This is a genomic window from Lacrimispora sinapis (assembly GCF_043633585.1).
Classification (GTDB): Bacteria; Bacillota; Clostridia; order Lachnospirales; family Lachnospiraceae; genus Lacrimispora; species Lacrimispora sinapis.
Genome location: NZ_CP141832.1, coordinates 1516429 through 1529772 on the forward strand (window position 1 = coordinate 1516429; position 13344 = coordinate 1529772).

Annotated in this window: 17 protein-coding genes and 1 pseudogene; all 18 read left to right on the top strand. The window is 46.3% G+C overall.

Annotated features, from left to right (window positions below; genetic code table 11):
* Positions 1–43 precede the first annotated feature (43 nt).
* The 18 genes and pseudogenes from VIG27_RS06940 (at position 44) to VIG27_RS07025 (ending at position 13240) form a co-directional block, all read left to right on the top strand.
* Positions 44–328: a hypothetical protein gene (locus VIG27_RS06940; RefSeq protein WP_394523708.1), complete on the top strand. Its 285-nt coding sequence runs from the start codon at positions 44–46 to the stop codon at positions 326–328.
* 176 nt (positions 329–504) lie between these two features.
* On the top strand, positions 505–798 hold the full coding sequence (locus VIG27_RS06945; RefSeq protein ID WP_394526500.1) for an AbrB/MazE/SpoVT family DNA-binding domain-containing protein: 294 nt from the start codon (positions 505–507) through the stop codon (positions 796–798).
* Entirely contained in the window at positions 798–986 is a 189-nt protein-coding gene (locus VIG27_RS06950; RefSeq protein WP_394526502.1) for a DUF6906 family protein, read from the top strand. Before VIG27_RS06945 ends, VIG27_RS06950 begins: the two co-directional genes overlap by 1 nt.
* 49 nt (positions 987–1035) lie before the next feature.
* A complete protein-coding gene (locus tag VIG27_RS06955; protein ID WP_394526505.1) occupies positions 1036–1299 on the top strand; it encodes a hypothetical protein in 264 nt (87 codons plus the stop codon).
* A 35-nt stretch (positions 1300–1334) separates the two neighbouring features.
* The gene (locus tag VIG27_RS06960) at positions 1335–1979 is read left to right on the top strand and encodes a hypothetical protein (RefSeq protein ID WP_394526507.1); all 645 of its coding nucleotides are present in this window, start codon (positions 1335–1337) and stop codon (positions 1977–1979) included.
* Entirely contained in the window at positions 1979–2149 is a 171-nt protein-coding gene (locus VIG27_RS06965; RefSeq protein ID WP_394526509.1) for a hypothetical protein, read from the top strand. The genes VIG27_RS06960 and VIG27_RS06965 overlap by 1 nt, the downstream gene beginning before the upstream one ends.
* Positions 2150–2161: 12 nt before the next feature.
* A complete protein-coding gene (locus VIG27_RS06970; protein WP_394526511.1) occupies positions 2162–2380 on the top strand; it encodes a YdbC family protein in 219 nt (72 codons plus the stop codon).
* The gene (locus VIG27_RS06975; protein ID WP_394526513.1) at positions 2377–2823 is read left to right on the top strand and encodes a hypothetical protein; all 447 of its coding nucleotides are present in this window, start codon (positions 2377–2379) and stop codon (positions 2821–2823) included. The genes VIG27_RS06970 and VIG27_RS06975 overlap by 4 nt, the downstream gene beginning before the upstream one ends.
* The gene (locus tag VIG27_RS06980) at positions 2823–4010 is read left to right on the top strand and encodes a DUF2800 domain-containing protein (protein WP_394526515.1); all 1188 of its coding nucleotides are present in this window, start codon (positions 2823–2825) and stop codon (positions 4008–4010) included. The genes VIG27_RS06975 and VIG27_RS06980 overlap by 1 nt, the downstream gene beginning before the upstream one ends.
* A 2-nt stretch (positions 4011–4012) precedes the next feature.
* Positions 4013–4693 carry a DUF2815 family protein gene (locus VIG27_RS06985; RefSeq protein ID WP_394523695.1) on the top strand — a complete coding sequence of 227 codons (681 nt, stop codon included), beginning with the start codon at positions 4013–4015 and terminating at the stop codon, positions 4691–4693.
* Between the two features lie 45 nt (positions 4694–4738).
* Positions 4739–6736, top strand: a complete 1998-nt coding sequence (locus VIG27_RS06990) for a DNA polymerase (protein WP_394526517.1) — start codon at positions 4739–4741, stop codon at positions 6734–6736.
* 12 nt (positions 6737–6748) lie between these two features.
* Positions 6749–9160, top strand: a complete 2412-nt coding sequence (locus tag VIG27_RS06995) for a VapE domain-containing protein (RefSeq protein ID WP_394526519.1) — start codon at positions 6749–6751, stop codon at positions 9158–9160.
* A 286-nt stretch (positions 9161–9446) separates the two neighbouring features.
* The gene (locus VIG27_RS07000; protein ID WP_394526524.1) at positions 9447–9764 is read left to right on the top strand and encodes a VRR-NUC domain-containing protein; all 318 of its coding nucleotides are present in this window, start codon (positions 9447–9449) and stop codon (positions 9762–9764) included.
* Positions 9765–9795: 31 nt separating this feature from the next.
* Positions 9796–11184: pseudogene (locus VIG27_RS07005) on the top strand (SNF2-related protein).
* Positions 11174–11452, top strand: a complete 279-nt coding sequence (locus VIG27_RS07010; protein ID WP_394526529.1) for a hypothetical protein — start codon at positions 11174–11176, stop codon at positions 11450–11452. Before VIG27_RS07005 ends, VIG27_RS07010 begins: the two are co-directional and overlap by 11 nt.
* The gene (locus tag VIG27_RS07015) at positions 11416–11931 is read left to right on the top strand and encodes an SAM-dependent methyltransferase (protein WP_394526532.1); all 516 of its coding nucleotides are present in this window, start codon (positions 11416–11418) and stop codon (positions 11929–11931) included. The genes VIG27_RS07010 and VIG27_RS07015 overlap by 37 nt, the downstream gene beginning before the upstream one ends.
* Before the next feature lie 381 nt (positions 11932–12312).
* The gene (locus VIG27_RS07020; protein WP_394526534.1) at positions 12313–12738 is read left to right on the top strand and encodes a hypothetical protein; all 426 of its coding nucleotides are present in this window, start codon (positions 12313–12315) and stop codon (positions 12736–12738) included.
* Positions 12739–12742: 4 nt separating this feature from the next.
* Entirely contained in the window at positions 12743–13240 is a 498-nt protein-coding gene (locus VIG27_RS07025) for a helix-turn-helix domain-containing protein (RefSeq protein ID WP_394526536.1), read from the top strand.
* Positions 13241–13344: the final 104 nt, after the last annotated feature.

Consider the following 13344-nt stretch of genomic DNA (forward strand, 5'->3'; position numbering starts at 1 on the left):
AGCCGAAGATATACCTGTATAAAATATGAGAGGAGGAAGCCAAGTGCCAAAGTTAAAACCAAACGACAAAGAGGCATCAAGCAGGGTAGTAAGGGCCTGCATCTCTAATAATATGGATCTTTATTGCCTTAATGATGAGAATATAGCAGTTAAGCTGGGAGTTACTCAGCGGACGGTCCAAAACAAACGTGCAAGGCCAGAGACTTTTACCCTGGGGGAATTATGGGATTTAAGCAAGTCATTAAAACTCACACCAGTACAAGCTGCCAGCATCGTATTGGGGCGGCCGCTTACAAGCAAGGAAGTCAGAGAGTTTATTTTGTTGTGAAAGGAGGACTCCCATGCGAAAGTACTATGAAAATTTAGACGATTACACCGACACCCGCCCGTCACGTTTGATGGAATGGTGGAAGTGGCTCATGCCCAGACTAATTGCGGTATGGTGTGCTTTACTGGTGTTGGCGTATTGTGCACATTTAGAAGCTATGTGAAAGGAGAAAAATTATGAAAGCAAGTGGCATTGTAAGGCGGGTAGATGATCTTGGACGGGTTGTCATTCCCAAGGAGATTAGAAGAATTTTAAGAATCAATGAAGGCTGCCCCATGGAGATCATTCCGACCCAGGAAGGTATTCTGCTGAAAAAATATTATGCAGAAGAAAGTCTGTCGGATCTGATTTCAAGTATTAACGAGGAAGTGGAGGAGTTGTGCAAGGACTTGGGGCCGGAAAGAACGGGAGATATCAGGCGACACCTTCGGGAAATTCAGAGAGTTCTTAATCCTGAGAGGAAACGCTAATGGGAAGACCAGGAAAGCCAACCAGGGGCCAGCGGGAGATAATCCGTCAGAATGGATATGATCCGGAAGTGTATCTGGTCATATCGAATGAAGCCCGGAAGATGCGGTTACTGAACGTAGTCACCGGAGAGAAACTGAAAATTAAAAAGAACCCGGCAGGTATGAACTGCCAAGGTTCGGGTAATTAGATAAAAACAATTCACCCTTATTATACATAGGGAATCGGAGGAAATCAAGATGGATGAGTTCTTAAATTTATTAAAAGCCATGGAAGAAATGGCAAAGAAGGATGCGGAAGCCCCTGTGGTCATGTGTTTCTGCAAAGAGTCCGGTCTGAATGGAAAGAGATCCACGACAGTAAAGGGGCCAGACTCCGCCATTTTCGCTGGCCTGTGTGAACTGGTTTATGTGGCAATTAAAAAGAACCCAGATAAGACTATGCAGAAGATTACCATGGAGTTGCTGTTTGATGATGTGATGCGCAAACTCAATGAGGACTAGCCTATGAGAGGCGGATTTTTAGGGGGGGGTAGCCTATGTGTGATCGTGTCATGCTTACCCCGCTCACCCCAGAGGAGAGAGCATTTGCAGAAGAAAACCACAGCGCCCTTGAATGGTGTATGAGGATTCAAAAGCTGGATGAGGACCTGTACGATGTGGCAGCCTTCGGATACCTGCAGGCAGTCAAGAAATGGTTTGCCCGGCCCGAGGTTCGGAAGTGGTCTTTTAAAACTATTGTAAAACAAGCTGTGCGCAGATCCATTGGACACGAACGGGAAAGGCAGGATAGACAGATCCGGACAGTCAGCCTGGATGATGTGATTCCGGGGACTGATGATCTGACCTACGGGGATACAGTGACGGACCAAAATATCAGATATTTGACAGGAGGTAAGGAAAAAGTGGCGCTAAAAGTAACTTACGATGCAAATATTCCTAAAGCTGCCAAGGTGAGCCATGCTACCTCGGTAGAGGTTGAAAAGCTTCTGGAATTTCTGGGCTCTTCTCATTATGCCATGTGCTATGAATATGGGGACCCAAAAGAGGCAGACAAGAAATCAAAGGCTCTAAGAGGCTGGAAAAAATATCAGAGAAGGAATGATTTTGAAATCAATAAACGTGGAGAAATGATTTTTATAAAGAAGATTAATATCAAGCCTAAGAAGGGAGAAAAACAGTAATGAAATTGAATGACTTATATAAAATGTCTATCGGTGATGCCTTGAGCAAGATGGATATTGTTGATATGAAAGTACATACCGATGATGAGGGTGAAATAAAATCCCTGGAAATTAAGTATGTTCCGATGCCGCCAAATACACCAGTAGCACCAGTGAAAGCTTGGAGCTAGGAGGATATCAAAATGGCTGATTTAAAATGTGACATTTTAGAAACCCTTGTGGAGCTTCCGAAGTCAGGAAAATTCCACAAGGAACTGAACCTCGTTAAATGGGGAGACAACTCCCCGAAGTACGATCTCCGTGGCTGGTCGGATGACCGGTCGGAAATGACCAAAGGTATCACCCTCTCAAAAGAGGAACTTATAACATTAAAAGATGGATTAGGAGGAATCGAATTATGATTAACGTTACTTTTGAAACTTTAGATGAAATGCTGCACTTCGCAAATAGATTGGCCGGGCTTGGACAGTCTAGCCCTGCACCGGCACCAATATCGGAAACCCTGCCGGCGCAGCAGTCTCCCGCAACTCAAACACCAGTACAGACGACTACTGCATCTCAAGCACCAGCAATGACCGTACCTATTCAGACACAGGCTGCCCCCGCAATGCCCGTGCAGAACACAGCTCCCGCACAGCAGATTCCTGCGCAGGTGCAGACTACGGCCAGCAGCTATACTATGGACGATCTGACAAAAGCAGCAGTCATGCTTATGGATTCTGGAAGACAGGCTGATCTGCTGAACCTTCTGGCCCAGTTTGGGGTGGAGGCATTACCCGCACTCCCACAGGAGCAGTACGGAGCGTTTGCAACAGCTCTCCGGGGATTGGGGGCACAGATATAATGGGACATGCGGAACGGGCACATGCCCTGTTAAGTGCTTCCAGCGCTCACCGATGGCTTTATTGTACTCCCAGTGCAAAGCTGGAGGAGCAGTTTCCTGACACAACTTCAGAGGCGGCAAAAGAGGGTACACTTGCTCACGAATTAGCAGAAATGAAAGTTCGGAACTATTTCTACACAACAGACTTTGGAAAACGGAAGCTGACTGCGGGAATCAATAAGCTGAAAAAGGAAGAACTTTGGCAGGATGAAATGGTGGGCTATACGGATGAGTATCTGGATTACATAAAGTCGGTAGCTCTGGCCATGAAAATTGAGCCTTACGTGGCTATCGAAAAGAGGGTAGACTTTAGCGCCTATGTTCCCGAAGGATTTGGAACTGCGGATTGTGTGCTGATCGGGGGTAAGGTGCTGCATGTTATAGATTTTAAGTACGGAAAAAGTCCAGATGGGCGGGTGAAAGCAGAAGGGAATCCCCAGCTTGCCCTTTATGCTTTGGGAGCCTACGAAACCTATAAAGTTCTATATCCTATAGAAGAAATCAAGATGTCCATTGTCCAGCCAAGGCTTCCTGATGGTATCTCAGAGTGGGGCTGTCCACTATCAGAACTGCTGGCATGGGGAAAATACGTGCAAGAGCGTGCAGAGTTAGCCACAAAAGGAGAAGGGGATTTTTCTCCGGGCCCAAAGACCTGTAAATACTGCCGGGCCCGTGGCAGATGCCGGGCAAGGGCAGAAGAAAATGTCAGACTGGCATTCTCCCCTGACAAGGGAAAGCTCCCTCCCCTGATCACCAATGAACAGATGGGACAGTATCTTACCCAGGGTGCAGATGTTGCTAAGTGGCTTAGTGATCTTCAGGACTGTGCACTTGCAGAATGTTTGGCTGGTAAGGAGGTTCCTGGCTGGAAAGCAGTAGAAGGCCGCGGCTCCAGAGTCTGGACAGACATGGATGAGGCATTTTCAAAGCTGAAAGAAAACGGAATTTCCGAGACTGTATTATGGGAAAGAAAGCCTCTTACCCTGGCACAGATAGAAAAAGTAGTAGGAAAAAAAGATTTTGAAACTTTTGTAGGGGACAAGATAGAAAAGGCCCCAGGAAAACCGGCGCTGGTAAAAGAATCAGATAAGAGGCCGGCGATCACAAACACCATAAGCGCGAAAGACGCATTCAAGGAGGATATTTAATTATGAACGAATTAACAAACATCACAACTGGAGAAGTAAGACTGTCCTATGTACATTTATTTAAGCCCTATTCACCGATGCAGGGGCAGGAAGAGAAGTTCAGCTGTACCATTTTAGTACCTAAAACGGATACGGACACCATGAACCGGATTAACGCTGCTATAGAGGCAGCCAAGCAGAAAGGCATATCCGAAAAATGGAATGGCCAGTGCCCTCCAATTCTTCCGACGCCCGTCTATGATGGGGATGGCGTAAGACCTTCCGATGGTATGGCCTTTGGTCCGGAGTGTAAAGGCCACTGGGTATTTACGGCCAGTGCAAAAGCTGACTATCCGCCTGAGATTGTAGACGCACAGGGAAATCCTATTATCAATCAGTCCGAAGTTTACAGCGGTATGTATGCCCGGGTAAATGTGACGTTCTTCCCTTACGCTTTTGGAGGTAAGAAGGGGATCGGATGCGGTCTTGGGCCTGTGCAGAAAAGACGAGACGGGGAATCCCTGGGAGGAAGCGCTCCAACAGCAGCACAGGCTTTCGGAACTCCACAGCCAACAGCGCAACCGGGCTATGCACCATCACAGCAGCAGCCTTTTGCTACAACCGGACAGCCATCTTATACTGCTCCACAATATACACAGCAAGCTGCGCCGAGAATCAATCCGATTACCGGACTTCCATATTAATACCAAGAGGGGCTTAAAGGCCCCTCAATCTAACAGGAGGGACTTATGAACCATTTAAGTATAGATATTGAGACCAGGAGCAGCGTGGATATTAAAAAGGCAGGTGCCTATAAATATGCCCAGTCTCCGGACTTTCAGATTCTCCTGTTTGCTTATCAGTGGGACGAAAATCCCGTTCAGATTGTTGATCTGATCAATGGGGAGCATATTCCAGACTGGATCATATCGGCTCTTTCGGATTATAAGGTTTTGAAACATGCCTACAATGCAGCGTTTGAGTGGTATTGCTTAAACCGTGCTGGATATACAACTCCAATCAATCAGTGGCGCTGCACCATGGCTCATGGTTTGTACTGTGGCTATACGGCAGGACTTGAAGCTACCGGAAAGGCAATCGGGCTTCCTCAGGATAAGCAGAAGATGACAGTCGGAAAAGCCCTGATCAAGTACTTCTGTACTCCCTGTAAGCCCACAAGGACAAATGGTGGAAGGACCTGGAATCAGCCATGGCATGATCAGGAGAAATGGAATTTATTCAAGGAATACTGCAAGCAGGATGTCGTGACCGAAAGAGAAATACTAAAGCGCCTGAATCTGTTTCCGATGCCCCAAGATGAACAACGCCTATGGCAGCTTGATGTTCTTATGAATGCCTATGGCGTCAAGGTGGATAAGGAAATGATTGAAGGAGCTCTTTACATAGATACCGTAAGTACCCAAAAGCTGACGGACGAAGCCATCGTACTTACAGGGCTTTCTAACCCAAACAGCGGGGCGCAGCTAATCCCCTGGCTTAACGAACAGTCTAAGGAGTGTTCAGCCGATCCTGATCTGTTATCCGATATTCAGAAAGCTACGGTGGAGGAACTGCTTAATACCAGGAACGATCTTCGGGAAGATGTGCGCAGAATGTTAGAGATCCGCCAGCAGCTTGGAAAAACCTCCATAAAGAAGTATGTTGCCATGGATATTGCCTGCGGAGAGGGTGATAGGATAAGAGGTCTGACGCAGTATTACGGAGCCAACCGCACGGGGCGATGGGCTGGGAGAATGGTCCAAATGCAGAACCTTCCCCGTAATTACATAAAAACCCTGGACTATGCTAGGAAGCTGATTAAGGCAAAGAATTACGAAGGTTTGAAGCTGTTATATGGGAACGTCCCGGATACATTATCGCAGCTAATCCGTACCACTTTTATTCCAACAGAAGGGCGCAAGTTTGTAGTATCCGACTTTTCAGCCATTGAAGCCCGAGTCATTGCATGGCTGGCGGGGGAACAGTGGGTCAACGAGGTATTCGCCACTCACGGAAAAATATATGAAGCAACGGCCGCGCAGATGTTCCATGTTCCGCTTGAACTGATAGCAAAAGGAAATCCCGAATATGCCTTACGCCAGAAAGGAAAGGTGGCTACTCTTGCCTTGGGATATCAAGGCGGGCCTAATGCACTGATCGCCATGGGCGCTTTGGATCAGGGTCTTACGGAAGAAGAGTTACCAGACATTGTACAAAGGTGGAGGCAGGCGAACCCGAGAATTAAGGATTTATGGTACGCCGTGGAACAGGCGGCAGTTACCGCCATGCAGACGGCACAACCACAAGGAATTTACGGCTTGATCTTTGCCCTCGAAGGAGATCTGGTCTATGGACAGTCCTTCCTTACGGTGCAGCTTCCAAGTGGCCGGAAACTTTATTATCCGAAACCTTTTCTAAAGGAAAACCAGTTCGGTAAGCTGGCGGTTCATTATTACCAAGTTGGCCAGCAGACAAAGAAATGGGAAGTCACCTCTACCTATGGCGGGAAAATGACGGAGAACATTGTGCAGGCCATTGCCCGTGATTGTTTGGCGGTGACGCTAAAACGAATTGAGGACAGAGGATTACAGACAGTTTTCCATGTACATGATGAGGTGATCATAGATGCACCTATGGAGACAACCGTAGAAAGTGTCTGTGATCTTATGGCGGAACCGATTCCCTGGGCGCCGGGGCTTATCTTAAAAGGCGCAGGATTTGAAAGCAGTTATTATATGAAGGACTAGGAGGGAGTAAACGTGCAGAATAACAGAAAGCTGCAGATCAGTACAGCCGGTAGCCGGAAAGCAACGCACTGGCCGAGAAGTATCATCATGTGGTCGGAATTTGTGGACCGTTTAAAGAACCCTGTCCGGAGTACGGAAACTCTTGAACAGTACTTATCATACACAAGGGGCCAGCAGGATGAGCTAAAGGACGTGGGCGGCTTTGTAGGTGGTACTCTGATCGGTGACCGTCGTAAGGCATGTTATGTGGAGGGGAGGGATTTAATTACCCTTGACCTTGATAATATTCCCACAGGTCATACAGAGGACATTCTAAAAAGAGTAAATGGGCTTGGGTGCGCTGCGGCAATTTACAGTACCAGAAAGCACGCAGAGTACGCGCCGAGGTTGAGGGTTATTATTCCCCTCGACCGGACTGCCACAGCGGATGAATATGAACCTGCAGCAAGGAAGCTGGCTGCCCTTATAGGCATTGAGTTCTGTGATCCGACCACTTTTGAAGCCTCCAGACTGATGTTTTGGCCCAGCTGCAGCGCTGACAGCATTTATGTGTTTCAGGTATACGATAGTCCATTCTGTAGCCTTGACGGTCTTCTGGCAATGTATGAAGACTGGCATGATATAGCTTCATGGCCGCAGGTTCCAGGAACAGAAGCAATTGAACGTAGGAGACTTGCAAAGCAGGAAGACCCTACGACTAAAAAGGGAATTATCGGTGCATTCTGCCGGACCTACAGTATTACCCAGGCAATGGAAAAATTTATACCCGGAATGTACGAAGAAACTGACGTTTCCGGAAGATACACCTACACAGGAGGAAGTACAGCAGGTGGAGCCATTGTCTATGATGGGGATTTATTCATGTATTCCCACCATGCAACGGATCCATGTTCCGGACAGCTCGTTAATGCCTTTGATCTGGTCCGGCTCCATATGTACGGGGATAAGGATAACGAAGCAAAAGATGGAACCCCTGTCAATAAGCTGCCGTCCTTTGCGGCCATGAGCCGCTTGGCGGTCGGGGATAAACCCGTAGCTGATCTTATAGCCAAGGAAAAGTTTGAAGCGGCGAGAGAGGCCTTTTCAGCACCAGAACAGCAGGGGCAGCCGCAGGAAGATGATCTAAGCTGGATCAGCCGACTTTCCGTAGATGGAAACGGAAACTACCAGAAGACAGTTAATAATGTGATCATAGTTTTGCAGAATGATCCACTTCTTAAGGGAAAGATCGTGACCGATGAATTTGCAAACCGGGGACTTGTATTGGGATCCCTTCCATGGAACCCCACGGAGGAAAAGCGTCAGTGGGTGGATCCAGACGATGACGGATTCTTTTGGTATATGGAGACCTATTACGGGATATCGTCCAGGGATAAGCTGGCGGCTGCGGTTTCTATTGTAGGGGGCCAGAACACAATCAACGACGTGAAGAGATATTTAAAAGGCTTAAAATGGGACGGTGTGAAGCGGGTGGATACTCTTTTACCTGATTACTTAGGGGCAGAAGATAATATCTATACCAGGGCGATTATGAGAAAGTCCCTGTGCGCAGCTGTAGCCAGAGGGATCGTAGGAGGCGTGAAATACGATTATATGCCTATCTTTACTGGACCACAGGGAATTGGTAAGAGTACGTTTCTTGCGATCTTAGGAAAAGAGTGGTTTTCCGACAGTCTTGCAAGTTTTGAAGGGAAAGATGCTGCCGAGCTCATACAGGGTACATGGATCAATGAGATTGGAGAACTTACAGCCATGTCGAAGCAGGAAACATCCGCTGTTAAACAGTTCCTAAGCAAAAGAGAGGATATCTACCGAGCGGCATACGGGCGACGCACAGAGCGGTATCCCCGGCGTTGTGTGTTCTTCGGTACCAGCAATGACAGCGAGTTTCTAAAGGATTCTACCGGGAACCGGCGCTTTTGGCCCGTTGATGTAGGTGTGCATCCTGCGAAGAAATCTGTGTGGAACGATCTTCCGAAGGAAGTGGATCAGATCTGGGCGGAGGCTTATACATACTGGGCACTTGGAGAAGAACTGTACTTATCAAAAGAAGTGGAAGCCTTGGCATTTGAACAACAGGAGAGCCACCGGGAGACTTCCGGGAAGGAAGGAGTAATCCTGGATTTTCTGGAAAAGAAGATTCCTTCTAACTGGGATCAACTGGATTTAAGCAAGCGGAGAATGTTCTGGAATGGGCAGTTACAACTTGGAGAAGGCACAGAACTGGTGGAAAGAGAAAAGGTATGTGCAGTTGAGATATGGGCGGAATGCTTTGGAGGAGATACCAGGTATATGAAAAAGCAGGATAGCATGGAGATCAACAACATTCTTTTAAACGCAAAGGGCTGGAAGCGGAATAAATCCATGCGGCGATATGGTCCTGCTTATGGTAGACAAAAGGGGTTTGAAAGAGCGTCAACTTAGTGCGTCAACCATCTGGAATTTAAGCGAAATTATGATTAATAGGGTTGACGGCGAGTGTCAACCATGTCAACTATGAAAAATTAAAAGTTGACGCACAAAGTTGACACTAAAATCCGTATAAAATATAGGAAAAATACTATATGTCAACTATGTAAACCAATTATCTATATAAATATAAAAATAGATAGATTAGAGAGATACGCATATTACCTAATGCGCCTAATTACATAGCCCGTACGCGTATATAGTGACTTGGTAGACGGCGGTTTTAAGAAAGGAGGATTTTATGCGAGAAAGCGATATAGAAAAAATCCTTACAAACGAGGTAAGGAGACTGGGGGGCCGGGCCTATAAATGGGTCAGCCCTGGTAACAGTGGGGTGCCAGACCGGATAGTAATTTTTCCGGGAAAGCCTCCGGTGTTTGTGGAGCTTAAGACCGATACCGGAAAGTTAAGTGCTTTACAGTCAGTGCAGATAAAAAGGCTTAGGGATTTGGGACAGACGGTGGAGGTGGTCAAGGGGATTGATGGATTGAGCCAGTTCTTCCGGGACTACGGATATGATGAGGTCAGCAAAGCCCTTGATTGCAAGTATGAATTATAAAGCCATGAGACAGAAAGAGAGGTGATGCCACATGATATTCAAGCCACATGCCTACCAGCAACACTGTATTGACAAGATCCAGGAAGTTAAAAAATTAGGTCTGTTTCTTGATATGGGTTAAGGTCTTGGGAAAACAGTTACAACGCTGACAGCCATTAAGGATTTAAAGTATAACCGCTTTCAAGTCCGCAAGGTTTTGGTGATCGCCCCGAAGAAAGTGGCGGAGGGGACCTGGACCAAGGAAAAGGATAAATGGGATCACACCAAAATGCTTCGGGTATCCCAGGTACTTGGAAGCCTGTCCAAACGGATCCGGGCACTGAACACCCCGGCAGATATTTACATCATTAACCGGGAAAATGTGGTGTGGCTGGTGGATTACTACCGGAATGCCTGGCCGTTTGACATGGTGGTTGTGGACGAGTCCAGCAGCTTTAAGAGCCACAAGGCGAAACGGTTCAAAGCCCTGGCAAGTATGAGTGGCCATATCGACCGGCTGATTGAGCTTACCGGAACTCCTTCCCCCAATGGGTTAAATGATCTATGGGCCCAGGTATTCCTGTTAGACGGGGGTGAACGATTGGGAAAGAGATACACCCAGTTCCGGGAACGGTACTTCGATCCGGGAGACCGGGGAAACAATGTAATTTACAACTACAAGGCAAAGCCGGGGAGTGAAAACAGTATTCTGGAACGGATATCAGATATCTGCATCAGCATGAAGTCAGAAGATTATTTGCAGCTTCCTGATGTGACATACAACCAGATTCCGGTTATTCTGGACCCAAAGTCCAGTAAAGCCTATTACGATTTGGAGAGGAAAATGGTCCTGGCCCTTCCGGAAGCGGAAGAAGAAATAAGCGTTACCAGTGCAGCCGCTTTAAGCAATAAGCTGTTACAGCTGGCAAACGGAGCCTTGTACGACGAGGATCACAACGTCCATGAAATACATAACTGCAAAATTGAAGCCTTTATGGAACTGATCGAATCCCTGCAGGGGAAACCAGCACTTGTTTTCTACAACTATCAGCATGATAAGGACCGGATCCTAAAAGCTCTAAAGGATTCCGGATTAAGGGTGAGAGAGCTTAGGACTACGCAGGATGAAGAAGACTGGAATAACCGGGAAATTGATATCTTACTTACACACCCTGCCAGCAGCGCCTATGGGCTTAATCTTCAGCAAGGAGGAAACCATGTGATATGGTTCGGGCTTAACTGGAATTATGAACTTTACACCCAGGCGAATAAAAGGCTACACCGCCAAGGCCAGACAGAAAAGGTTATTATTCACCATCTGGTATGTAGTGGAACCCGGGACGAAGACGTGATGCAAGCCCTTGAACGAAAGGACGATGTTCAAAACTGGGTCATGGAGAGTTTGAAAGCGAGGATAAGGAGGATTAAGGGTGATCATTGAATTTGGGATTCCAAACGGGGCTATGAAGATAAATGCGGATATTTTCTTTCAGGAAGCCAATAAAACCACGATTCGGAAAATGCTTAAGTACTTTAAGGCTTCCAGTCCGGATCCGGAAGCGGTTCAAGAAGTGAAGGACTGGATAAAGGGAGAAATTCAAAACCTGAAAAAGACAGAGCATACCCACTGGTGGAAGGTGGGGGATAAGATAAAACTTACAGAAAGATACGAATGGATTTTGAGGGAAATAGAAAAGTTAGGCCTGTAAAATTAGGATTTGAGGGAGGAAAAGGATTGAAGAAAATATTAGATGCATGTTGTGGCAGCCGAATGTTTTATTTTGATCATGAGAATCCGGATGTGATATATGCGGATAACCGAGAGATTGAGACTACTTTGTGCGATGGGCGGAGGCTTTTAATAAAACCAGATGTGCAAATGGATTTCAGAAATATGCCATATCGGGATAACTCTTTCAAGGTAGTGGTATTCGATCCTCCTCATTTAGAACATGCAGGCACCGGATCATGGTTAGGATTGAAATACGGAATTCTTCCCAAGGATTGGCCAGAATATTTAAAAGCAGGATTTGACGAATGCATAAGGGTATTAGAACCGGATGGACTATTGGTCTTTAAATGGAACGAGGATCAAATACCGTTGGCCAAGGTATTAAAAACTTTTGATAGAAAGCCCCTTTTGGGAGATCAGAGAGGGAAAACCAGGTGGTTAGTGTTTATCAAGTAAACTGAAATTTACCGGAACGCTGGGAAAGGGAGGAATAAATTTGACCAGTAAAGAAGAACATGCAGCCATGATATCTACAGAGCGGGCCAGGGCTGCGAAACAGGAATACATACTGAAAGGACCCAAAGCTGGTACCTTCAGCGCAACAATGCCAGCTTATGCATATACAAGCCTGTGTCCGGATCGAAAGCGCAGGGAGCCTCCGAAGCGGAAACCGGAACACCCGGAAGGAATACGTCCTTTTGGAAGCACAGAAATGATATGCTTAATTTGTCGAAAACATTGGCCTGTAGATTGTGGGCGTAAAAATTGTGACTGTGAAGAACAAGGGCATTTATACAGTATCAGTGTTTATTTTCAGCGAAAAGTGAGAGGTGGGTCATGAAGCTAAAATATCCATATGCAATGTATGACAACGGGGTATATCAAGGAGAACGCACATCCAAGGAATGGGCAGAAATGCTACAAGTGTCCGTACATCTTGTTCGAGATTATGCCCGTGAAGGGAGATCCTATAAAGGCCGGTACACGTTTAAGGCTGTGAGGGAGGAGAGAACTGATGAATTGACGCATCCGGAGAATCCCCATATTACGGTACAGGACCTGCAGGAGTTTAAGCGGACTTTAAAGGTTGGATCCAAATTTGTTTATGAGGACTCCAGTAAGGTTGTTGTAGTGAGAAAGTACCGTAATCTTGTAGAACTGGTCAGACCGGAAGATCCAAAAAGGCCATTGACCATGACTTATGCCGAATTGTATAAACAGAAAAAGAATAGATCCAAGAAGAAATTGACAGTAGGGAGGTGATTGCTTGGAAAAAGAAGCAGCGGAGTTATTGGTTAGAACGGCAGCACTGGAGGCTGTGAAAATATTTGAGAAGTCTCAGAAAAAGAATAACAGGGCCAAGGTATTTCAGAATGCCAAGAAACTGATGGAGAATTACAACCGGATATGTCAGAGCGTCCAGGAAGGTGTGTCGGAACTGTCGGACGTGGACAATGGGGAAGATTTGGAAGAATTGTCAGCAGAGGATATCTACATAAACAGTATCATAAAAAGCAAGCTGCGGAGCATTGTCATGATTGCACATATTGATAAATGCCTGGGGCTTCTGGAAGAGGAAATGATCCGGAAGGAGTGGCCCGAAAGATACGATGCATTTAAACATTTTTATCTTGATGAAATGACTTATGAGCAGATGGCCGAAGAATATGGATATGCTGAACGGACAGCAAGGCGTTGGATTGCGGACTGTACTGCTATTTTAAGCGTATACTTATTTGGATCAGACGCAATTGTACTTGAATAGGCTTGGCATAGGTTTGGCAAAATCGTGGCCTTGTGTTGGCCGTATGGCCGATTTATAATAGTATTATCCAAAATTAGATAAATTTGGATCCCCTTTAAATTTCT

Bases quoted from the DNA above. Each gene is read 5' to 3' on its own strand.
- VIG27_RS06945 (WP_394526500.1), top strand. From the start codon at position 505: ATGAAAGCAAGTGGCATTGTAAGGCGGGTAGATGATCTTGGACGGGTT.
- VIG27_RS06950 (WP_394526502.1), top strand. From the start codon at position 798: ATGGGAAGACCAGGAAAGCCAACCAGGGGCCAGCGGGAGATAATCCGT.
- VIG27_RS06955 (WP_394526505.1), top strand. From the start codon at position 1,036: ATGGATGAGTTCTTAAATTTATTAAAAGCCATGGAAGAAATGGCAAAG.
- VIG27_RS06960 (WP_394526507.1), top strand. From the start codon at position 1,335: ATGTGTGATCGTGTCATGCTTACCCCGCTCACCCCAGAGGAGAGAGCA.
- VIG27_RS06965 (WP_394526509.1), top strand. From the start codon at position 1,979: ATGAAATTGAATGACTTATATAAAATGTCTATCGGTGATGCCTTGAGC.
- VIG27_RS06970 (WP_394526511.1), top strand. From the start codon at position 2,162: ATGGCTGATTTAAAATGTGACATTTTAGAAACCCTTGTGGAGCTTCCG.
- VIG27_RS06975 (WP_394526513.1), top strand. From the start codon at position 2,377: ATGATTAACGTTACTTTTGAAACTTTAGATGAAATGCTGCACTTCGCA.
- VIG27_RS06980 (WP_394526515.1), top strand. From the start codon at position 2,823: ATGGGACATGCGGAACGGGCACATGCCCTGTTAAGTGCTTCCAGCGCT.
- VIG27_RS06985 (WP_394523695.1), top strand. From the start codon at position 4,013: ATGAACGAATTAACAAACATCACAACTGGAGAAGTAAGACTGTCCTAT.
- VIG27_RS06990 (WP_394526517.1), top strand. From the start codon at position 4,739: ATGAACCATTTAAGTATAGATATTGAGACCAGGAGCAGCGTGGATATT.
- VIG27_RS07000 (WP_394526524.1), top strand. From the start codon at position 9,447: ATGCGAGAAAGCGATATAGAAAAAATCCTTACAAACGAGGTAAGGAGA.
- VIG27_RS07015 (WP_394526532.1), top strand. From the start codon at position 11,416: ATGGATTTTGAGGGAAATAGAAAAGTTAGGCCTGTAAAATTAGGATTT.
- VIG27_RS07020 (WP_394526534.1), top strand. From the start codon at position 12,313: ATGAAGCTAAAATATCCATATGCAATGTATGACAACGGGGTATATCAA.